This window comes from Pseudomonas ulcerans (assembly GCF_036324125.1).
GTDB classification, from domain to species: domain Bacteria; phylum Pseudomonadota; class Gammaproteobacteria; order Pseudomonadales; family Pseudomonadaceae; genus Aquipseudomonas; species Aquipseudomonas ulcerans.
This window is the reverse complement of record NZ_JAZDQN010000011.1, coordinates 1-21070: the sequence shown is the minus strand read 5'-3', so window position 1 is coordinate 21070 and position 21070 is coordinate 1. Positions and strand designations below refer to the sequence as shown.

General features: G+C 64.9%; 23 protein-coding genes. 13 read left to right on the top strand and 10 right to left on the bottom strand.

Annotated features, from left to right (window positions below):
• The first annotated feature begins 129 nt into the window (after positions 1–129).
• A complete protein-coding gene (locus tag V0R59_RS12465) occupies positions 130–357 on the top strand; it encodes a YheU family protein (RefSeq protein WP_330075336.1) in 228 nt (75 codons plus the stop codon).
• On the opposite strand, the gene csrA is transcribed toward V0R59_RS12465, so the two are convergent.
• From csrA to V0R59_RS12450, 3 genes are all read right to left on the bottom strand, one after another.
• On the bottom strand, positions 358–543 hold the full coding sequence (gene csrA / locus V0R59_RS12460) for a carbon storage regulator CsrA (protein ID WP_330075335.1): 186 nt from the start codon (positions 541–543) through the stop codon (positions 358–360).
• A gap of 129 nt (positions 544–672) precedes the next feature.
• Complete coding sequence (locus tag V0R59_RS12455) at positions 673–1008, bottom strand: YnfA family protein (RefSeq protein WP_330075334.1); 336 nt, start codon at positions 1006–1008, stop codon at positions 673–675.
• Positions 1009–1056: 48 nt separating this feature from the next.
• Positions 1057–1872 (bottom strand): SDR family oxidoreductase, encoded by an 816-nt coding sequence (locus tag V0R59_RS12450; RefSeq protein WP_330075333.1) that lies wholly within the window; start codon positions 1870–1872, stop codon positions 1057–1059.
• 234 nt (positions 1873–2106) lie between these two features.
• On the opposite strand from V0R59_RS12450, the gene V0R59_RS12445 reads away from it, so the two are divergent.
• Positions 2107–2259 carry a DUF3309 family protein gene (locus V0R59_RS12445; protein ID WP_009407510.1) on the top strand — a complete coding sequence of 51 codons (153 nt, stop codon included), beginning with the start codon at positions 2107–2109 and terminating at the stop codon, positions 2257–2259.
• A 63-nt stretch (positions 2260–2322) separates the two neighbouring features.
• Here V0R59_RS12445 and V0R59_RS12440 read toward each other — a convergent pair whose 3' ends face one another.
• From V0R59_RS12440 to V0R59_RS12430, 3 genes are all read right to left on the bottom strand, one after another.
• Positions 2323–3981, bottom strand: coding sequence for a cation acetate symporter (locus tag V0R59_RS12440; protein WP_330075332.1), 1659 nt, complete (start codon positions 3979–3981; stop codon positions 2323–2325).
• Entirely contained in the window at positions 3978–4289 is a 312-nt protein-coding gene (locus V0R59_RS12435) for a DUF485 domain-containing protein (RefSeq protein WP_330075331.1), read from the bottom strand. Before V0R59_RS12435 ends, V0R59_RS12440 begins: the two co-directional genes overlap by 4 nt.
• A gap of 193 nt (positions 4290–4482) precedes the next feature.
• Positions 4483–5331 (bottom strand): glycine betaine ABC transporter substrate-binding protein, encoded by an 849-nt coding sequence (locus tag V0R59_RS12430; protein WP_330075330.1) that lies wholly within the window; start codon positions 5329–5331, stop codon positions 4483–4485.
• Positions 5332–5663: 332 nt separating this feature from the next.
• Here V0R59_RS12430 and V0R59_RS12425 point away from each other — a divergent pair, with 332 nt between their 5' ends.
• On the top strand, positions 5664–7214 hold the full coding sequence (locus tag V0R59_RS12425; protein ID WP_330075329.1) for a glycoside hydrolase family 17 protein: 1551 nt from the start codon (positions 5664–5666) through the stop codon (positions 7212–7214).
• Positions 7215–7253: 39 nt separating this feature from the next.
• Here V0R59_RS12425 and V0R59_RS12420 read toward each other — a convergent pair whose 3' ends face one another.
• On the bottom strand, positions 7254–7613 hold the full coding sequence (locus V0R59_RS12420) for a hypothetical protein (protein WP_330075328.1): 360 nt from the start codon (positions 7611–7613) through the stop codon (positions 7254–7256).
• 238 nt (positions 7614–7851) lie between these two features.
• On the opposite strand from V0R59_RS12420, the gene V0R59_RS12415 reads away from it, so the two are divergent.
• Together V0R59_RS12415 and V0R59_RS12410 are read left to right on the top strand one after the other, a co-directional pair.
• A complete protein-coding gene (locus tag V0R59_RS12415) occupies positions 7852–9150 on the top strand; it encodes a serine/threonine protein kinase (RefSeq protein WP_330075327.1) in 1299 nt (432 codons plus the stop codon).
• A complete protein-coding gene (locus V0R59_RS12410; protein ID WP_330075326.1) occupies positions 9143–9928 on the top strand; it encodes an MlaA family lipoprotein in 786 nt (261 codons plus the stop codon). Before V0R59_RS12415 ends, V0R59_RS12410 begins: the two co-directional genes overlap by 8 nt.
• Before the next feature lie 57 nt (positions 9929–9985).
• Here V0R59_RS12410 and V0R59_RS12405 read toward each other — a convergent pair whose 3' ends face one another.
• Together V0R59_RS12405 and V0R59_RS12400 are read right to left on the bottom strand one after the other, a co-directional pair.
• Positions 9986–11152 carry a patatin-like phospholipase family protein gene (locus tag V0R59_RS12405; protein ID WP_330075325.1) on the bottom strand — a complete coding sequence of 389 codons (1167 nt, stop codon included), beginning with the start codon at positions 11150–11152 and terminating at the stop codon, positions 9986–9988.
• Between the two features lie 34 nt (positions 11153–11186).
• The gene (locus tag V0R59_RS12400; protein WP_330075324.1) at positions 11187–12113 is read right to left on the bottom strand and encodes a lipid A biosynthesis lauroyl acyltransferase; all 927 of its coding nucleotides are present in this window, start codon (positions 12111–12113) and stop codon (positions 11187–11189) included.
• 121 nt (positions 12114–12234) lie between these two features.
• Between V0R59_RS12400 and minC the strand changes: the two genes are divergently transcribed.
• From minC to V0R59_RS12365, 7 genes are all read left to right on the top strand, one after another.
• Positions 12235–12993, top strand: coding sequence for a septum site-determining protein MinC (gene minC / locus V0R59_RS12395; protein WP_330075323.1), 759 nt, complete (start codon positions 12235–12237; stop codon positions 12991–12993).
• A 103-nt stretch (positions 12994–13096) separates the two neighbouring features.
• Entirely contained in the window at positions 13097–13909 is an 813-nt protein-coding gene (gene minD, locus V0R59_RS12390; protein WP_075803762.1) for a septum site-determining protein MinD, read from the top strand.
• Positions 13910–13912: 3 nt separating this feature from the next.
• Entirely contained in the window at positions 13913–14170 is a 258-nt protein-coding gene (minE, locus tag V0R59_RS12385) for a cell division topological specificity factor MinE (RefSeq protein WP_330075322.1), read from the top strand.
• Between the two features lie 92 nt (positions 14171–14262).
• Positions 14263–14898: an RluA family pseudouridine synthase gene (locus V0R59_RS12380; RefSeq protein WP_330075321.1), complete on the top strand. Its 636-nt coding sequence runs from the start codon at positions 14263–14265 to the stop codon at positions 14896–14898.
• Between the two features lie 172 nt (positions 14899–15070).
• On the top strand, positions 15071–16360 hold the full coding sequence (locus V0R59_RS12375; RefSeq protein ID WP_330075320.1) for a M18 family aminopeptidase: 1290 nt from the start codon (positions 15071–15073) through the stop codon (positions 16358–16360).
• A gap of 122 nt (positions 16361–16482) precedes the next feature.
• Positions 16483–16647, top strand: coding sequence for a hypothetical protein (locus V0R59_RS12370; protein WP_330075319.1), 165 nt, complete (start codon positions 16483–16485; stop codon positions 16645–16647).
• 49 nt (positions 16648–16696) lie between these two features.
• Positions 16697–18841, top strand: coding sequence for a mechanosensitive ion channel family protein (locus V0R59_RS12365; RefSeq protein ID WP_330075318.1), 2145 nt, complete (start codon positions 16697–16699; stop codon positions 18839–18841).
• A gap of 2 nt (positions 18842–18843) precedes the next feature.
• Here V0R59_RS12365 and V0R59_RS12360 read toward each other — a convergent pair whose 3' ends face one another.
• On the bottom strand, positions 18844–19557 hold the full coding sequence (locus tag V0R59_RS12360) for a UTRA domain-containing protein (RefSeq protein WP_330075317.1): 714 nt from the start codon (positions 19555–19557) through the stop codon (positions 18844–18846).
• Between the two features lie 344 nt (positions 19558–19901).
• Here V0R59_RS12360 and V0R59_RS12355 point away from each other — a divergent pair, with 344 nt between their 5' ends.
• Entirely contained in the window at positions 19902–20966 is a 1065-nt protein-coding gene (locus V0R59_RS12355) for an ABC transporter substrate-binding protein (RefSeq protein WP_330075316.1), read from the top strand.
• Positions 20967–21070: the final 104 nt, after the last annotated feature.

Below are 21070 nucleotides of genomic sequence, written 5' to 3'. Positions count from 1 at the left end.
GTAGGAGCGGTTTCACCCGCGATTACGATGGTGAACCCACTGCCGCAATCGCGGGTAACCCGCTCCTACAGGGTCCGCGGCGATCAACAAAGCAGGTAGCATGTGCCATTACTTCAAGAGCAGGCCCCCATGCTGATCCCCTACGACCAACTCGAAGCCGAGACCCTCACCCGCCTGATCGAGGATTTCGTCACCCGCGACGGCACCGACAACGGCGACGACACCCCACTGGAAACCCGCGTGCTGCGGGTGCGCCAGGCCCTGGCGAAGGGACAGGCATTCATCCTCTTCGACCTGGACAGCCAGCAATGCCAGCTGCTGCCCAAGCATGATGTGCCGAAAGAGCTGTTCGACTGATCAGCCGGCCTTCTGCTTCTGCAGTTCCTCCGCCAGCCTCTGATAGATCTCCGCGCGATGGATCTCCACGTTGCGCGGCGCGCTGACGCCGAAGCGCACGGTGCCGCCGTCCACGGCGATCACCTTGAGCTTGATGTCGTTACCTATGTTGATGACTTCGCCAATCTCGCGTCCTATGACCAGCATTCCCGAATCCTCCATTTCAAGATGAATTCGGAGACTGGCCGGCGGCGTAGTCCGCTTCAACGGTCTGGCCGACAAATAGAGGTGTCCTACCACACCGCCAGACCAAACCTACGGAAAAACCCTACAAACTCAGCCCGCCTGGTGAAACCGCGGCCCCAGCAGGATCACCGTCGCTCCCAGCACACAGAGCAAGGCGCCGAGCCAGTCGCTGGCCAGCGGGCGGCCTTTCTCGACGAAGGCCAGCCACAGCAGCGAAGTGACGATGTAGATCCCGCCGTAGGCGGCATAGGCGCGCCCGGCGTAGGCCGCCTCGACGCGGGTCAGGAGCAGGGCGAACAGGGTCAGGCTGAGCAGCGCCGGGGCGATCCACCAGGCGCTCTTGTCCAGCCGTAACCACATGTAGAAGGCGTAGCAGCCGGCGATCTCGAACACGGCGGCAAAGAAGAACAGCAGGTAGTTGATCACTGGTATCCCCGGTACTGGCAAAAAGCCGAGGATACCTGATCGCACGCCTCAGGATTGGCCCGGACGGGCCTTGGCGCGCATTTTCTCGGCCATGCTGGCCATCTCGTCGTAGAGCGCCTGCGGGTCATGCTGCTTGAGGTGCCAGGCCATGCGTCCCTGCTCGTGGGGCAGGATCATGAACTGGCCGCGGGCAACCTGCTGGTAGATGTACTCGGCGATGTCGCTGGCGCTGATCGGCGAGCTTTCCAGGAGCTTGCCGACCTGGGCCTTCATCGCCGGCGTCGGGCCGCGGAACGAGTCGAGCAGGTTGGTCTGGAAGAACGACGGGCAGACCACGTGCACGCCGACATCCAGCTGGCGCAGTTCCACCAGCAGGCTCTCCGACAGCGCCACCACGCCGGCCTTGGCCACGTTGTAGTTGCTCATCGCCGGGCCCTGCATCAGCGCGGCCATGGAGGCGATGTTGATGATCTTGCCCTTGCTCTTCTCCAGCAGCGGCAGGAAGGCCTTGCAGCCCTTGACCACGCCCATGAGGTTGATCGCGATCTGCCAGTCCCAGTCTTCCAGGGACAGTTCGGCGAAGAAGCCGCCGGAGGCGACACCGGCGTTGTTGACGATCACGTCGATGCCGTCGAAGTGTTCCTCGCAGGCCTGGGCCAGGGCGATCAGCTGGCTGTAGTCGCGCACGTCGCAGCGCTGCACGAAGCCGCTGCCGCCGGCCTCGCGGACCAGGGCCAGGGTCTCGCGCAAGCCTTCGTCATTGACGTCGCTCAATGCCAGTTGCCAGCCCTCGCGGGCCCAGCGCAAGGCGATCTCGCGCCCCAGTCCGGAGCCTGCGCCGGTGATCATCATGCGGTTGTGCATAGACGGTTTGCCTTGTGTGCGTTTGGTCGATGAGGGGCAGTGTAGCGAAGGGTCTGCGCGGGCTGGAGGGGTATCAGGTTGCTGAATGGCGGGGGCAAAGCCCCGAGGTTTTTCGGTGACTTCGAGGGCCTCGAAAGCACCCCGATTAAACTTTCTGCTCCCGCCGGCAATCACAATTGCAAGCGGACCTGAACGGCAGGTCTGCCCATCCGACCGAAACCAGAGGAATCCGTCATGGGCACAATCCTGATCATCATCCTGATCCTCCTGCTGATCGGCGGCCTGCCGGTCTTCCCGCACTCCAGAAGCTGGGGCTACGGGCCGTCGGGGGTCATCGGCACGGTGCTGATCGTCCTGCTGATATTGCTGTTGCTCGGCTACATATGACCTGACCCGCGGACAAAAAAAGACGGCCCTCGAAAGGGCCGTCTTTTTCATTTCAGCTCGGGATCAGTGGGAAACCGCACCACTGGCACCCAGGCCTGTCTGCGAACGGACGAACTGCGGGAAGAACAGCGCGCGCTCGTCTTCAGCGGCCTTGGACTTGTCGGTGATCGAGAAGAACCAGATACCGACGAAGGCAATCAGCATCGAGAACAGCGCCGGGTACTCGTACGGGTAAATCGGCTTCTCGTGATGCAGGATCTGCACCCAGATGGTCGGGCCGAGGATCATCAGTGCCACGGCACTGATCAGGCCCATCCAGCCGCCGATCATGGCGCCACGGGTGGTCAGCTTCTTCCAGTACATCGAGAGCAGCAGTACCGGGAAGTTGCAGCTGGCCGCGATGGAGAACGCCAGGCCGACCATGAAGGCGATGTTCTGGCTTTCGAAGAGGATGCCCAGGCCGATGGCGAGGATCGCCAGGGCGATGGTGGTGATCTTCGATACGCGGATCTCGTCCTTCTCGTTGGCCTTGCCCTTGCGCCATACGCTGGCGTACAGGTCATGGGACACTGCCGAGGCACCGGCCAGGGTCAGGCCGGCAACCACCGCGAGGATGGTGGCGAAGGCCACGGCCGAGATGAAGCCGAGGAAGATGCTGCCGCCTACCGCGTCGGCCAGGTGCACCGCCGCCATGTTGTTGCCGCCGATCAGGGCGCCAGCCGCGTCCTTGAAGGTCGGGTTGGTGCTGACCAGCAGGATCGCGCCGAAGCCGATGATGAAGGTCAGGATGTAGAAGTAGCCGATGAAGCCAGTGGCGTAGAACACCGACTTGCGGGCTTCCTTGGCGTCGCTCACGGTGAAGAAGCGCATCAGGATGTGCGGCAGGCCGGCGGTACCGAACATCAGCGCCAGACCCAGGGAGAAGGCCGAGATCGGGTCTTTCACCAGGCCGCCGGGGCTCATGATCGCCTCGCCTTTCGGGTGCACGGCGATGGCCTGGGAGAACAGCTGGCTGAAGTCGAAGTTGACGTGTTTCATCACCATCAGCGCCATGAAGCTGGCACCGGAGAGCAGCAGCACCGCCTTGATGATCTGGACCCAGGTGGTCGCCAGCATGCCGCCGAACAGCACGTACATGCACATCAGGATGCCGACCAGGATGACCGCGATGTGGTAGTCGAGACCGAACAGCAGCTGGATCAGCTTGCCGGCGCCGACCATCTGGGCGATCAGGTAGAAGGCCACCACCACCAGCGAACCGGAAGCGGACAGGGTGCGGATTTCCTTCTGGCCGAGGCGATAGGAGGCCACGTCGGCGAAGGTGTATTTACCCAGGTTGCGCAGGCGTTCGGCGATCAGGAAGAGAATGATCGGCCAGCCGACGAGGAAGCCGATCGAGTAGATCAGGCCATCGTAGCCGGAGGTGAACACCAGGGCGGAAATCCCCAGGAAGGACGCCGCGGACATGTAGTCGCCGGCGATCGCCAGGCCGTTCTGGAAGCCGGTGATCTTGCCGCCGGCGGCGTAGTAGTCGGATGCCGAGTTGTTTTTCTTCGAGGCCCAGTAGGTGATGCACAGGGTGGCACCGACGAAGGCGACGAACATGAGGATCGCCGCGACGTTCAGCGGTTGTTTCTGCACCTCGCCGGTGAGGGCGTCGGCGGCCCAGACGGCGGGTGCGAACGCGCCGATGGCCAAGGTTGCCAGTACACGCCGGATCATTGCTGAACCTCCTTGAGGATTGCGTTGTTCAGCTCATCGAACTCGCCATTGGCACGACGTACGTAGATGCCGGTGAGGATGAAGGCCGAGAGGATCAGGCCCACGCCGAGGGGAATGCCCCAGGTGATCGACGAGTCGGGACTGATCTTGGCGCCCAGTACTTGCGGGCCATAGGCAATCAGCAGGATGAAAGCAGAGTAAAGGCCGAGCATGATCACCGAGAGAATCCAGGCGAAACGCTCGCGTTTTGACACCAGCTCCTTGAACCGCGGGCTGTTTTGTATCGATAGGTAAATGCTGTCGTTCATTGTTTTTGTCCTCGCAGCACAGATTAGGTAGAACCCGTCACCACTTTATGCTGCCCATGAACGCGCTCCAGACGACCTTAGTCTTAGATGTAAAAGTGTTTTGCGAACGCCGTAACAACCCGGAAACGACAAGGCCGCCCGCCGGGAAACCGGGGAGCGGCCTTGCAAGCCTCAGGATAGAGGCATCAAGCCATTACTTGGCGGTCCATTCGGCGACGCGCTCAGGGTGCTTGGCGACCCAGTCCTTGGCGGCGGCATCAGGCTTTGCGCCCTCTTGAATGGCCAACATGACCTCGCCGATCTCGTCCTTGGACTGCCAGGAGAACTTCTTGAGGAACTCGGCGACTTCCGGAGCCTTGCTCGCCAGCTCCTTGCTGCCGATGCTGTTCACGGTCTCGGCAGCGCCGTAGACGCCTTTCGGGTCTTCGAGGAAGCGCAGTTTCCACTTGGCGAACATCCAGTGCGGCACCCAGCCGGTCACCGCGATGTCCTGCTTCTTGTCGTAGGCACGACCCAGTTCGGCGGTCATCGCCGCGCCGGAGCTGGCCTGCAGCTTGTAGCCGGTGAGCTCGTAGTCCTTGATTGCCTGGTCGGTCTTGAGCATCACGCCGGAGCCGGCGTCGATGCCGACGATCTTCTTCTTGAAGCCTTCGTCGGTCTTCAGGTCCGCCACCGATTGCGCCTTGACGTACTCCGGCACGATCAGGCCGATCTTGGCGTCCTTGAAGTTGGGGCCGTAGTCGACCACGTTGTCCTTGTTCTTGGCCCAGTATTCGCCGTGGGTGACCGGCAGCCAGGCGGAGAGCATGGCGTCGAGTTTGCCGGTGGCGACACCCTGCCACATGATGCCGGTGGCCACCGGCATGAGTTTCACGTCGTACCCCAGCTTCTGTTTGATGACCTCGGCCGCCACATGGGTGGTCGCCACGCTATCGGACCAGCCATCGACATAACCGATACTCACTTCCTTGGCCATCGCCTGCGCGGCGCTGAATGCCAATACCAGGGCGGTGCCCGCCCCTAGGAGTCGTCGCATTTTCATCAAAGCTTCCCCTTGTCGCTTCACGGATAGAGTCAAGCGCCCGACGCAGATCGGGCTACGTCTTGTTCTGGTGCACGGCGCCCCCTTCACGCCATAAAACCTGGACCAGGACCGCATCAGCGGAGTACTGATGGCGTCCATCATCAACCCCGGGGCGCGATGATCCTGCTCTGTCAGCGACCTCGAAACATCGAGAAACGACACCATCTGGCCAGCATCTGCCCGGCTCCCGGGGGCTTGCGCAAAACCTGTCCGAACTTTGCATGCCAAGGAAAAATCCGCAGGCGTTTACGGGTAGTATTGGCGGCTTTGTTGGCCCACCGGAACGCTCCATGCCCTCGACCGCCCGCTTTGCGCTGCCGCCCTACCTGTTCGCCTGCCTGCTCGGCCTGTTCGCCCTCGCCGGGCTCTGGTACGGGCTCGGCAAGCCGGTGGTGCTGCCCGACGCCGCCAGTGCCACGCACAAGTTGCAGTGCGCGTCCTACACCCCGTTCGACAAGGACCAGTCGCCCTTCGACCAGCCCTTCACCCTGCGCCCCGAGCGCATCGATGCCGACCTGGCCTTGCTGTCGAAACGCTTCGAGTGCATCCGCACCTACTCCATGACCGGCCTCGAAGGCATCCCGGCCATCGCGCGCAAGTACGGGCTGAAGGTGATGCTGGGGGCCTGGGTCAACGGCAATCCGCTGGATACCGACAAGGAAATCAAGGCCCTGATCGCCTCGGCCAACGCCAACCCGGACGTGGTCCGCGCGGTGATCGTCGGCAACGAGACCCTGCTGCGCAAGGAAATCACCGGTGACCGCCTGGCCGAGCTGATCGGCCAGGTGAAAAGCCAGGTCCAGGTGCCGGTGACCTACGCCGATGTCTGGGAATTCTGGCTGCAGCACCCGCAGATCGCCCCGGCAGTGGACTTCCTGACCATCCACCTGCTGCCGTACTGGGAAGACGATCCACGCGGCATCGACGATGCCCTGGCCCATGTCGGCGAGATCCGCCAGGTGTTCGGCAACAGGTTCGCGCCCAAGGACATCCTGATCGGCGAAACCGGCTGGCCCAGCGAGGGCCGCCAGCGCGAGACCGCCCTGCCCAGCCGGGTCAACGAGGCGCGCTTCATCCGCGGCTTCGTGGCCATGGCCGAGAAGAACGGCTGGCACTACAACCTGATCGAAGCCTTCGACCAGCCGTGGAAGCGCGCCAGCGAAGGCGCGGTGGGCGGCTACTGGGGGCTGTACGACGCCGACCGGCATGACAAGGGCGTGCTCGAAGGACCGGTGAGCAACCTGCCGTTGTGGCCGCAATGGCTGGCGGCCGGCGTGGCGCTGTTCATCGGCGTGCTGGTGCTGGCCGGGCCGGTACGGGGCACGCGCAATGCCCTGGCTCTGCCGCTGCTGGCGGCGATCGGCGCGGCGAGTCTTGGCTTGTGGGGCGAACTGGCGCGGACCAACAGCCGCTTCATGGGTGAATGGCTGTGGGTGGTGTTGCTGGCAGGGCTCAACCTGCTGGTGCTGGCCCACGGGGCGCTGGCATTGGCCTCTCGCGAGGGCTGGCGCCAGCGGCTGTTCGCCTGGCTGGACGCGCGGGCGGGCTGGTGGGTCGTGGCGGCGGGCTTCGCGGCAGCGGTGAGCGTGCTGGCGCTGGTATTCGATCCGCGTTATCGCAGTTTCCCGAGTGCGGCGTTCGTGGTGCCGGCGCTGGTGTACCTGCTGCGGCCGGTCCGCGTGCCGCGGGCCGAGGTGGCCTTGCTGACCTTCATCGTGGGGGCGGGCATTGCGCCCCAGTTGTACCGGGAGGGGCTGCTGAGCCAGCAGGCCTGGGTCTGGGCGGCGGTCGGCGTGGCGATGGCCGCAGCCTTGTGGCGCTGCCTGCGGGTTCGGCGCTGAGTGGTTTTGGGACCGCTCAGCGGTCCCAAAACCTGCCTGCTATCCCTTTCTAACCAGACGTAACCCCGCCAGCACCACCGTGAACACGGCAATGCTCGCCGTGTACAGCACCAGCGCCGGAATCCCCGCCACCAGCGCCAGCACCGCCAGCCACCAGCCGGCACGGCGTGGCACCAGGGTCGCCAGCAGCGCCAGGCCCAGGCCGATCCACGCCAGGATCCGGAAGTGGATGGTCAGCCCCAGGGTCGAGCGCACCGAACACTCCCACACCTGCACCTGTGCCGAGCAGACCCCGACCCACTGCGGGTCCTCCATGAACCCGTAGCGCACGCCGTAACTGGCAGCCAGCCACAGCGGGATGAACAGCAGCAAGGCGATCAGTGGTAACCGCTGGGACATGGGGTACTCCAAAGTCAGAAAAATCGGTGGCCAGCATAATCCCTCGGGCCGTCTGCGCAAGGCGAAAGCGCCCGCCTCGGCTATTTTTACCCCAGAGAGAAATGCAACCCGGTGTTGCAGCCATCAAGCCGGGCGCGGCAACATCCGGGACAACAAAGACAGTGGCACTTGGCAACTTCTTCCGTCACACAAGTGTCCTAGGGTGCAATGCGATTTTTGTCTTTTCCGGGGATCCGTCATGTTTCGACCACTGCGCCTCGCTGCCCTGCTAGGCGGCCTATTGCTGAGTGCGGCCGCGTCGGCTGCGGATATCGATGCCGCCACCTACGGCTATCCACTGACCAATCCGTTCGAGGCGACCATCGCCACCACGCCGCCGGACCTGCGTCCCGAGCTGCCCACGGACGATGACATCACCCAGAACGACTACACCCTGAACATGCGCCCCGAGCGCGCCTTCACCCTGCCGGACAACTTCTGGCCGGTGAAGAAACTGACCTACCGCCTGGCCCGCCAGGACCACGAGGCGCCGCTGATCTTCCTGATCGCCGGCACCGGCGCACCCTATAACGCCAGCATCAACGAATACCTCAAGCGCCTCTATTACAAGGCCGGATTCCATGTGGTACAGCTGTCCTCGCCGACCAGCTACGACTTCATGAGCGCCGCCTCGCGCTTCGCCACGCCAGGCATCAGCAGCGAGGACGCCGAGGACCTCTACCGGGTCATGCAAGGCGTGCGCGCCCAGCACCCGCGCCTGCCGGTGAAAGAGTTCTACCTCAGCGGCTACAGCCTCGGCGCCCTCGACGCGGCCTTCGTCGCCCACCTCGACGAGACCCGGCGCAGCTTCAACTTCAAGCGCGTGCTGCTGCTCAACCCACCGGTGAACCTGTATACCTCGATCACCAACCTCGACCGCCTGGTGCAGACCGAGGTCAAGGGCATCACCAGCCACACCAACTTCTACGAACTGGTGCTCAACAAGCTGACCCGCTACTTCCAGCAGAAGGGCTACATCGACCTTAACGACGCCCTGCTCTACGACTTCCAGCAGTCGCGCCAGCACCTGTCCAACGAACAGATGGCCATGCTCATCGGCAGCTCGTTCCGCTTCTCCGCCGCCGACATCGCCTTCACCTCGGACCTGATCAACCGCCGCGGCCTGATCATTCCGCCGAAGTTTCCGATTACCGAGGGCAGCAGCCTGACGCCGTTCTTCAAGCGCGCGCTGCAATGCGATTTCGACTGCTACCTGACCGAGCAGGTGATCCCCATGTGGCGCGCCCGCACCGACGGCGGCAGCCTGCTGCAACTGATCGACCAGGTCAGCCTCTACGCCCTGCAGGACTACCTCAGCAAGTCGCCGAAGATCGCCGTGATGCACAACGCCGACGACGTGATCCTCGGCCCCGGCGACATCGGTTTCCTGCGCAAGACCTTCGGCGACCGGCTGACCCTTTACCCTCATGGCGGCCATTGCGGCAACCTCAACTACCGCGTCAACAGCGACGACATGCTGGAGTTCTTCCGTGGTTAAACGCCTGCTGATCACCGCCCTGCTGCTGGCCGCCGCGCCGGCCTTCGCCGACGAACCCGCCCCGGCGGCCAGCGTCCTCGACACCGACGGCTTCACCGAGCCGCTCAAGGAGCTCAAGTTCAACCCCGGGCTGGACCAGCGCGAATTCGAGCGGGCGACCCTCGACGCCCTTGAGGTCTACGACCCGCTGGAGTCGTGGAACCGCCGGGTCTATCACTTCAACTACCGCTTCGACCAATGGGTGTTCCTGCCGGTGGTCAACGGCTACCGCTACGTCACCCCGGAGTTCCTGCGCAGCGGCGTGAGCAACTTCTTCAGCAACCTGGGCGATGTGCCCAACCTGCTCAACAGCCTGCTGCAGTTCAAGGGCCAGCGCTCCATGGAGATCACCGGGCGCCTGCTGCTGAACACCACCATCGGCGTGTTCGGCCTGTGGGATCCGGCGGCGAAGATGGGCCTGCCCAAGCAGAACGAAGACTTCGGCCAGACCCTCGGCGTGTGGGGCGTGCCAGGCGGTCCGTACCTGATGCTGCCGATCCTCGGCCCGTCCAACCTGCGCGATACCGGCGGCCTGGTGGTGGACTACGGCGCGGAAAACCAGATCAACTTCCTCAACGTCGCCGAGGTCAGCAGCAATCACCCGGAAATCTGGGTGCTGCGCGCCATCGACAAGCGCTACACCACCAACTTCCGCTACGGCCAGATGAACTCGCCGTTCGAGTACGAGAAGGTGCGCTACGTCTATACCGAGTCGCGCAAGCTGCAGATCGCCGAATAACAGAACGACACAGCCCCCTGTGGGAGCGGGTTCACCCGCTCCCACAGGGGTCATGCGTCAGCTTTGATTTCCGGGCAAGCCCAGGAAGCTGCGAAGCTGGGCACTCTTGGCCAAGGCATCCCGCCGCCCCAGTTCGATCAGTTCGCTGCAGTACCCTGCCTCGAACAGCAGGTAGCTAAGCACCCCGGCTCCGCTGGTCTTGGTCGCCCCCGGCCCACGCAAGAACAGACGCAAGGCCGCCGGCAGCTCGCGCCGATGACGCGCGGCGATCTCGTCCAGCGGCTGGCTCGGCGCGACCACCAGCACCTCCACCGGCGTCAGCCCCAGGCGCTGCGGCCGTTCCTGCGCGGGGACCAGGTGGCTGAGGTGATTGAGACGCTGAAGCAGCTCCAGATCGTCTTCCAGGCTGTCGATGAAGGTACTGTTGAGCAGGTGCCCGCCGATCTGCGCCAGGCTCGGCGGCTGGCCACTGTAGACCCGCGCATGGGGCATGGTATCCGCCGGGCCGCGCGGGTTGCCGCTGACCCCCACCACCAGGATGCGGTTGGCCCCCAGGTGCAGCGCCGGGCTGATCGGCGCCGACTGGCGCACCGCGCCATCCCCGTAGTACTCGTGCCCCAGCTTGACCGGCGCGAACAACAGCGGGATCGCCGAACTGGCCAGCAGGTGCTCGATGCTCAGACGCGTCGGCAGGCCGATGCGGCGATGGCGCAACCAGGGGTCGATGGCACCACGCCCCTGATAGAAGGTCACCGCCTGCCCCGACTCGTAGCCGAACGCAGTCACCGCCACCGCGCGCAGATGCTTCTGCTCGATGGCATGGCCGATCCCGCCAAGGTCGAGGTGCTCGGTCAGCAGGCCGCGCAACGGCGAGCTGTCGAGCAACGCCACCGGCACCTGGCGGCCCAGGCCGAGCAGGCTGTGGCCGACGAAGCGACTGGCCTGGCGCACCACACCAGGCCAGTCGCTGCGCAGCACCTGGTGGCTGCGAAAGCCCTGCCAGAACGCCGTCAGGCGCCGGATCGCCTCGGCGAACTGCAGGGCACCACTGGCCAGGGTCACCGCATTGATCGCCCCGGCCGAGGTGCCGACGATCACCGGGAAGGGATTGGCCGCGCCTTGTGGCAGCAGGTCGGCGATACCCGCCAGGACCCCGACCTGATAGGCGGCACGGGCGCCGCCGCCGGAAAGGATCAGGCCGGTGACCGGTTCTGCTGCTGCCATGCGCTTACTCCCTGAGATGACCGATAAAGCCTGCTTACTTCTTGTACAGCTTCGGCTCTCCCGGCGGCCGCGACTTGAAGCGCCGGTGGGCCCACAGGTACTGCTCGGGGCACTCGCGCAGCGCCTGTTCGATCCACTGGTTGATGCGCAGGCAGTCGGCTTCCTCGGTCTCGCCGGGGAAGTCCGCCAGCGGCGGGTGGATGACCAGGCGGTAGCCGCTGCCGTCGGCGAGGCGCTGCTGGGTGAAGGGAATCACCCGGGCCCGGCCCAGGCGGGCGAACTTGGTGGTGGCGGTGACCGTCGCCGCCTGGATGCCGAACAGCGGCACGAACAGGCTCTGCTTGGCGCCGTAGTCCTGGTCCGGTGCGTACCAGATGGCACGGCCGGCACGCAGCAGCTTGAGCATGCCGCGCACATCCTCGCGCTCCACCGCCAGCGAGTCGAGGTTGTGGCGCTCGCGACCGCGGCGCTGGACCCAGTCGAACAGGGCGTTCTTGTGTTCGCGGTACATGCCGTCGATGGTGTGCTCCTGGCCGAGCAGTGCGGCGCCGATCTCCAGGGTGGTGAAGTGCAGGGCCATCAAGATGGCACCCTGGCCATCACGCTGCGCCGCCTGCAGGTGCTCCAGCCCCTCGATGTGCGCCAGGCGCGCCAGACGGGCCTTTGGCCACCACCAGCTCATGGCCATTTCGAAGAAGGCGATGCCGGTGGACGCGAAGTTTTCCTTGAGCAGGCGGGTTCGCTCGACGGACGGCAATTCCGGGAAGCACAGTTCCAGGTTGCGCGCCGCGATCGCCCGCCGGGAGCCGGCGACGCGGTACATCACGGCGCCGAGGGCACGACCGATCCCCAGCAAAACCGGGTATGGCAGCTGCACGATCAGCCACAGCAGGCCGAGCCCCAGCCACAACGGCCAGAAACGCGGGTGCAGGAAACGAGGTTGAAAACGCGGGCGATCCATTCAAGATTCCGGAAAGAAAAAGGCCGGGCATTCTACAACGGTTCCACGTGGGTTGCGGCTAACCGGCGTTCTCGTTATAAGTCTGGGCACTTTTCGCAACAAAGCCGCCTCGACGCAGACCATGAGCCAAAGCCAGACGCCAGACCAAGCCCCCGTGTTCCAGCTCAAGGGCAGCATGCTCGCCATCACCGTGCTGGAGCTTGCCCGGAACGATCTCGATGGACTCGACCGGCAGCTGGCGGCCAAGGTGGCCCAGGCGCCCAACTTCTTCAGCAACACGCCGCTGGTGCTGGCGCTGGACAAGTTGCCGGCCGGCGAAGGCAGCGTCGACCTGCCGGGGATGATGCGCATCTGCCGCCAGCATGGCCTGCGCACCCTGGCCATCCGCGCCAGCCGCATCGAGGACATCGCCGCGGCCATCGCCATCGACCTGCCGGTGCTGCCGCCGTCCGGCGCCCGCGAACGGCCGGTGGACCCGGTGGAAATCGAACCGGTGAAAAAGCCCGAACCCGCCCCTGCGCCACCGCCTCCGCCGCCCGAGCCAACGGTGCGCCCGACGAAGATCATCACCTCGCCTGTACGCGGTGGCCAACAGATCTATGCTCAGGGTGGCGACCTGGTCGTGGTGTCGGCGGTCAGCCCGGGTGCGGAACTTCTCGCCGATGGCAACATCCATGTGTACGGGCCAATGCGCGGTCGCGCCCTCGCGGGCATAAAAGGCAATACCAAGGCGCGGATCTTCTGCCAGCAGATGACCGCCGAGCTGGTCTCCATCGCCGGGCAGTACAAGGTTTCCGAAGACCTGCGACGCGATCCGCTGTGGGGTGCCGGGGTGCAGGTCAGCCTGTCCGGAGACGTGTTGAACATCACCCGCCTTTAACGGATACTGCCGCCATTTTCCGCGCAACTTCATCAGTTAGTTGCCGTTTTTTGTATTTTTGGGACCACGCGTCCATTTTCATCATTTTTAGGGGTGATACACCTTGGCCAAGATTCTCGTGGTGACTTCCGGCAAGGGTGGTGTGGGCAAGACCACCACCAGTGCCGCCATCGGTACCGGCCTCGCGCTGCGCGGGCACAAGACTGTGATCGTCGACTTCGACGTCGGCCTGCGTAACCTCGACCTGATCATGGGCTGCGAACGCCGCGTGGTGTACGACTTCGTCAACGTCGTCAACAACGAAGCCAACCTGCAGCAGGCCCTGATCAAGGACAAGCGCCTGGAAAACCTGTACGTGCTGGCCGCCAGCCAGACCCGTGACAAGGACGCGCTGACCCAGGAAGGCGTCGAGAAGGTCCTGATGGAACTGAAGGAAACCTTCGACTACGTGGTCTGCGACTCCCCGGCCGGTATCGAGAAGGGCGCGCACCTGGCGATGTACTTCGCCGACGAAGCCATCGTCGTGACCAACCCGGAAGTTTCCTCGGTACGCGACTCGGACCGCATGCTCGGCCTGCTGGCCAGCAAGTCGCGCCGTGCCGAGCGCAACGAAGACCCGATCAAGGAACACCTGCTGATCACCCGTTACCACCCCGAGCGCGTGAGCAAGGGCGAGATGCTGGGCGTCGAAGACGTCAAGGAAATCCTCTCCGTCGCGCTGCTGGGTGTCATTCCCGAATCCCAGGCCGTGCTCAAGGCCTCCAACCAGGGCGTCCCGGTCATCCTCGACGACCAGAGCGATGCTGGCCAGGCGTACAGCGACACCGTCGACCGCCTGCTGGGCAAAACCGTGGAACACCGGTTCCTCGACGTGCAGAAGAAGGGATTCTTCGAGCGCCTGTTTGGAGGCAATTGAACCATGAACCTTTTTGACTTCTTTCGTGCCAACAAAAAACCCAGTTCCGCGTCGGTTGCGAAAGAGCGTCTACAGATCATCGTGGCGCACGAGCGCGGACAGCGCAGCACCCCGGACTACCTGCCGGCCCTGCAGAAGGAGCTGGTAGAGGTGATCCGCAAGTACGTCAACATCGGCAACGATGACGTGCAGGTGGCGCTGGAGAACCAGGGCAGCTGCTCGATTCTCGAACTCAACATCACCCTGCCCGACCGCACCTGAGGCGTCCCGGGTAACCTGCCGCGGCGACGGCCGGGGCCAGGCTGCAAAGCCTGGACCTGGCCGTCGCCGTTGGCGTTTGCAGAGAACACGCAATGCCGTTGTCCAACGTCGAGATCCTGTACCAGGATGACGCCATCCTGGTGATCAACAAACCCACCCTGCTGCTCTCCGTGCCCGGCCGGGCCGAGGACAACAAGGACTGCCTGATCACCCGCCTGCAGGAAAACGGCTTTCCCGATGCCCTGATCGTCCACCGCCTCGACTGGGAGACCTCGGGGATCATCCTCCTTGCCCGCGATGCCGACAGCCACCGCGAGTTGTCGCGCCAGTTCCACGACCGCGAGACCGAGAAGGCCTACACCGCCCTGTGCTGGGGACAACCGGCGCTGGACAGCGGCAGCATCGACCTGCCCCTGCGCTACGACCCGCCGACCAAGCCGCGCCACGTGGTGGATCACGAGCAGGGCAAGCATGCCCTGACCTTCTGGCGCATCGTCGAACGCTGTGGCGACCACTGCCGGGTCGAGCTGACGCCGATCACCGGGCGCTCGCACCAGCTGCGCGTGCACATGCTGTCGATCGGGCATCCGCTGCTGGGCGACCGCCTCTACGCCAACCCCGAAGCCCTGGCCGCCCATGAGCGGCTGTGCCTGCATGCTTCGATGCTGAGCTTTACCCATCCGGTAAGCGGCGAGCGCCTGAAGTTCGAGTGCCCGGCACCGTTCTGAATGTCCGATCGCTGGGCTGATATTGCACAGGATCCTGTGGGAGCGGGTTCACCCGCGATTACTTTAGTGAATTCACCATCGCAATCGCGGGTGAACCCGCTCCCACAGGGTCCGCGTGCTCCCATAAGCACATCTGCGCTAAACTCGCGCCCACTGCTGTCTGGAGTGACTTATGCGCGACGCCCTGAACCAAGGCCTGATTGAATTCCTCAAAGCCTCCCCCACGCCCTTCCACGCCACCGCCAGCCTGGCCCAGCGCCTCGAAGCGGCCGGCTACCAGCGCCTGGACGAGCGCGACAGCTGGGCCACGGTGCCCGGCGGTCGCTACTACCTGACCCGCAACGACTCCTCGATCATCGCCATCAAGCTCGGCCGCCACTCGCCGCTGCTCGACGGCATCCGCCTGGTCGGCGCCCACACCGACAGCCCGTGCCTGCGGGTCAAGCCGCAGCCTGAGCTGCAGCGCCACGGCTTCTGGCAGCTGGGCGTGGAAGTCTACGGCGGCGCCCTGCTCGCGCCGTGGTTCGACCGCGACCTGTCGCTGGCCGGCCGCGTCACCTTCCGCCGTGACGGCAAGGTGGAAAGCGCCCTGGTCGACTTCAAGCTGCCGATCGCAGTGATCCCCAACCTGGCGATCCACCTCAACCGCACCGCCAACGAAGGCTGGGCGATCAACCCGCAGACCGAGCTGCCACCGATCCTGGCCCAGGTCGCCGGCGACGAGCGCGTCGATTTCCGCGCCCTGCTCACCGAGCAACTGGCCCGCGAGCACGGCCTCAACGCCGACGTGGTGCTGGACTACGAACTGAGCTTCTACGACACCCAGGATGCCGCCCTGGTCGGCCTGCACGGCGAGTTCATCGCCGGTGCGCGCCTCGACAACCTGCTGTCCTGCTACGCCGGCCTGCAGGCCCTGCTCGGTGCCGACAGCGACGAGACCTGCGTGCTGGTGTGCACCGACCACGAGGAAGTCGGTTCCTGCTCGGCCTGCGGCGCCGACGGCCCGATGCTCGAACAGACCCTGCGCCGCCTGCTGCCGGATGGCGACGAGTACGTACGCACCATCCAGCGCTCGCTGCTGGTCTCGGCGGACAACGCCCACGGCGTGCACCCCAACTACGCCGAGAAGCACGACGGCAACCACGGTCCCAAGCTCAACGCCGGTCCGGTGATCAAGGTCAACAACAACCAGCGCTACGCCACCAACAGCGAAACCGCCGGATTCTTCCGCCACCTGTGCATGGCCGAGGAAGTACCGGTGCAGAGCTTCGTGGTGCGCAGCGACATGGGCTGCGGCTCGACCATCGGCCCGATCACCGCCAGCCACCTCGGCGTGCGCACCGTCGACATCGGCCTGCCGACCTTCGCCATGCACTCGATCCGCGAGCTGTGCGGCAGCCAGGACCTCGCCCACCTGGTCAAGGTGCTGACCGCCTTCTACCGCAGCCGCGAGCTACCGTAAGCCCGAGGCGGGGCGCTCTGCCCCGCCCTTTTTGGCGATCCGTGACACCGGTCAAGCCGCTTCGCTCGTTTTGCGCCTATGCTTCTGCCTGACGTTTCCGAGGAAGAAGAAGGACCTTGCGCATGTCTGCGTTTCATTCGATGTTCCTTCCGGTGCTTGCCGGCCTGATCCTGCTGACCATCGGCTTCACCAAACGTGACAGCAACTGGGGCGTGTTGATGATGTGGCTGGGCATGCTGTCGATACTCGGCATCATGGTCTGGAAGATCCTCGAAAAACTGACCTGAGAAATCCTCTACACTGCGCCGATTACCGGTGTTCGAGGTTGATCGTCCAGTGTCTGTCGTCCTGCGTTGTCTCGCCCTGCTCCTTGTTCTCCTCGCCACCGCTGGCCCGGCCAACGCCGCCGGCCTGCCAGGCCTGCTTGGCGGCAGTGCCCCGGCCCAGCCACAAGCCAGCGAGCCGCTGGGCAAGTCCCTCGACGAAGTCATCACCACCCTGGAAAACGACCAGCAGCGCACGCGCCTGCTCAACGACCTGAAGAAGCTTCGCGACAGCACCCGCCAAGCCCAGCCGGAACCGGAACAGGGCGTGCTGGGCCTGATCGGCGGCACCCTCGCCGAGCTGGAAAAGCAGTTCAGCGGCGAGGCCAGTCCGTTCAAGCGCTGGTCCGACGAAATGGAGCTGGCGCAGATCGAGCTCTCTGCGCTCAAGGTCCCGGTCCAGCAGTTGCCGGGCCTGCTGTTCGGCTTCATCGCCATCATCGCCCTGTGGAGCCTGCTGGCCTACGCGCTGAACTGGGCCAGCCATCGCCTGCGGGTGAAGTTCGGCCTGACCGAGGAACTGCCCCAGCACCCGCGCACCTGGGACCTGGTGCGCTTCGCCCTGCGCAAGCTCGGGCCCTGGCTGGTGGCACTGGTGATCACCGTGTACCTGAGCTTCGCCCTGCCCTCGTCGCTGGGCAAGTCCATGGCCATGGTGCTGGCCTATGCGCTGGTGGTCGGCACCTGCTTCTCGGCCATCTGCGTCATCGCCTTTTCCCTGCTCGACGGCCCGCACCGCCATCGCGCCCTGCATATCCTCCGGCACCAGGCCTTCCGCCCGCTGTGGCTGATCGGCAGCTTCGCCGCCTTCGGCGAGGCGATGAACGATCCGCGCCTGTACCTCGCCCTCGGCACCCACCTGGCCCACGCCCTGGCGACCCTGGCCAACGTGCTGGCGGCGCTGTCCACGGCCCTGTTCATCCTGCGCTTCCGCCGCCCCATCGCCCACCTGATCCGCAACCAGCCGCTGGCCCAGCGCCTCAAGCGCCGCGCCCTGAGCGACACCATCGAGGTCCTCGGTACCTTCTGGTACCTTCCGGCGCTGGTGCTGGTGGGGATCTCCCTGTTCGCCACCTTCGTGTCCGCCGGCGACACCAGCACTGCCCTGCGCCAGTCGCTGATGTGCACCGTCCTGGTGATCCTGTGCATGGTGATCAACGGCCTGGTGCGCCGCCATTCGCTCAAGCCGCGCCGTGCCAATCGCCGCCAGGCGGTCTACGCCGAACGCCTGCGCAGCTTCGCCTACACCCTGGTGCACCTGGCGGTGTGGCTGGCGTTCATCGAGCTGGGCCTACGGGTCTGGGGCTTCTCGCTGATCGGCTTCGCCGAAGGCGAAGGCCATGAGGTGGCGATGCGCCTGGCCGGGCTCGCCGGTACCCTGATCGCCGCCTGGCTGGTGTGGATCCTCGCCGACACTGCCGTGCATCACGCCCTGACCCGCTCGCGCAAGGGCCTAGCCAATGCCCGCGCACAGACCATGATGCCGCTGATCCGCAACGTGCTGTTCGTGGCCATCTTCATCATCGGCCTGATCGTCGCCCTGGCCAACATGGGCATGAACGTCACCCCGCTGCTCGCCGGTGCCGGTGTCATTGGCCTGGCCATCGGCTTCGGCGCGCAGTCGCTGGTGGCCGACCTGATCACCGGCCTGTTCATCATCATCGAGGACTCCCTGGCCATCGACGACTACGTCGATGTCGGCGGCCACCTGGGCACCGTCGAGGGCCTGACCATCCGTACCGTGCGCCTGCGGGACATCGACGGCATCGTCCACACCATCCCGTTCAGCGAGATCAAGAGCATCAAGAACTACTCCCGCGAGTTCGGCTACGCGATCTTCCGCATCGCCATTCCCTACAACATGAACATCGACCAGGCGATCGCCCTGGTCCGCGACGTCGGGCAGAAGATGCGCACCGATCCGTTGCAGCGACGCAATATCTGGTCGCCGCTGGAGTTCCAGGGGGTGGAAAGCTTCGAGTCCGGCTCGGCGGTGCTGCGCGCACGCTTCAAGACCGCGCCGATCAAGCAGTGGGAGGTGTCGCGGGCCTTCAACCTGGCGCTCAAGCGCCAGCTCGACGAGGCGGGCCTGGACCTGGCCACGCCCCGCCTTTCCGTGCAAGTCATCACCGCCGGGGGCGGCAGCGAGAAGAGCTAGCGCTAGCCGGCATCGGCACGGATGCGGATCGCATCGTGCCGCCAATATTCCAGATCACAGTCGATCAGGCGCCCGTCCTGGTCGCTGTTGACCCGGGTGATGTGCAGCCCGGCACTGCCCGGCGACACCTTCAGTGCCGATGCCGCTGCCACCGGCAAGGCGGTCGGGAGGATCTCGAAACGCACCTTTCCGTACTGGATCCCGTAGTGGCGGCCATAGATCTCGGTCAGCGACTGGCCAAGGTCGTGGTCGAGAATGCCGGGAAAGTACTCCGGGTTCAGGTAGTGCTCGGCATACAGCACCGCGCGCCCGTCGATGCGGCGCAGGCGGCATATCTGGATCACGCTGGACAGCGCCGGCAACTGCAGACGCGCGCAGATCGCCGCGGCCGCCGGTTGCAGGCGCGCCGAAAGCAGCTCGGTGGCCGGCGTGCGACCCTGGTCACGCACCATGGCGTGGAAGTGGCTACGCTGGATCAGGTCGTAGGTCAGCCGCTGCGGCGCCACGAACCAGCCACGGCGTTCCTCGCGGTAGATCAGCCCCTGTGCCTCCAGTTGCACCAGTGCTTCACGCAGGGTGATGCGGGTGGTGTCGAACACTTCGCTGAGCTTGCGTTCGGCCGGCAGCTTGCCTCCCGGCGGGAGCAGGCCGTGTTCGATCTGCTCCTGCAAGGCATGGCAGATCGATGTAACTGCGCGGGGCGCCAGTGCGTGCATCAAAGGCTTCCTTTCTGGACTAGTCCAGCTTCGCATCGGTACCGCAATGGTGCGCAAATGCCGTGCCGGAAAACCCCTTGAGCTTAGGCAACGCAGATGAACGCCAGATGACAGGGCCGCCGAACGGTCATCCAGGGTAACGGCGAAAGCCCCGGCGGGCGGGCTTTCCAGGGTGGTCTACGCTGTATTTCCAGGGTCAGTTGGCGAACCTCGGTAGCGTTCATCGACATCAAACTGTCACGCAAGCCCCCTACCTTGGCTCAGGTATTGCTGACCTAGACCAACCGAAACGCAACCCGCCCCAACCTCTCACGTTGTGCAAGGCACCCATTAAGGAGCTTCGGATGAAACAGCTTTTCCTGGCCTCTCTGTTAGGCGCGAGCATTGCCCTGTCGCACTCGGCGTTCGCCGCCGACACCGACCTCAAAGCCCTGGAAGACGCCGCCCGCAAGGAAGGCACCGTGAACAGCGTCGGCATGCCTGACGCCTGGGCCAACTGGAAGGGGACCTGGGCCGACCTGGCGAGCAAGTACGGCCTCAAGCACATGGACACCGACATGAGCTCGGCCCAGGAAGTGGCCAAGTTCGACGCCGAGAAGGACAACGCCAGCGCCGATATCGGCGACGTCGGCGCCGCCTTCGGCCCGATCGCCGTGGCCAAGGGCGTGACCCAGCCGTACAAGCCGAGCACCTGGGACCAGGTCCCGGACTGGGCCAAGGACCAGGACGGCCACTGGGCCCTGGCCTATACCGGCACCATCGCCTTCATCGTCAACAAGCAACTGGTGAAGGAAGCAGACATCCCGAAGACCTGGCATGACCTGGAAAAGGGCAAGTACAAGGTCGCCATCGGTGACGTCGGTACCGCCGCCCAGGCCGCCAACGGCGTGCTGGCCGCGGCGATCGCCTACAAGGGCGACGAGAAGAACATCGAGCCTGGCCTGCAACTGTTCACCAAGCTGGCCCAGCAGAAGCGCCTGTCGCTGGCGAACCCGACCATCCAGACCCTGGAGAAGGGCGAAGTGGAAGTCGGCGTGGTCTGGGACTTCAACGGCCTGAGCTACCGCGAGCAGATCGATCCGAAGCGCTTCGAAGTGCTGATCCCGGCGGATGGCTCGGTGATTTCCGGCTACACCACCATCATCAACAAGTACGCCAAGCACCCGAACGCGGCCAAGCTGGCCCGCGAGTACATCTTCAGCGATGCCGGCCAGACCAACCTGGCCATCGGCCACGCCCGTCCGATCCGCGCCGAGCACCTGAAGCTGCCGGCCGAGGTACAGGCCAAGCTGCTGCCTAACGAGCAATATCGCGCGGCCCAGCCGATCAAGGATGCGGCGGCCTGGGAAGCGACCTCCAAGGCACTGCCGCAGAAGTGGCAGGAGCAGGTCATCATCGAGATGGAGTGAGGCTTTGGCAGGGACCGTGTGGGGGGGGGGGGGGGGGCGGGGCGGGGGGGGGGGGGGGGTGGGGCGGCCCCCGGGGGGGCGCCGCCCCCCCCACCCCCCCCCCA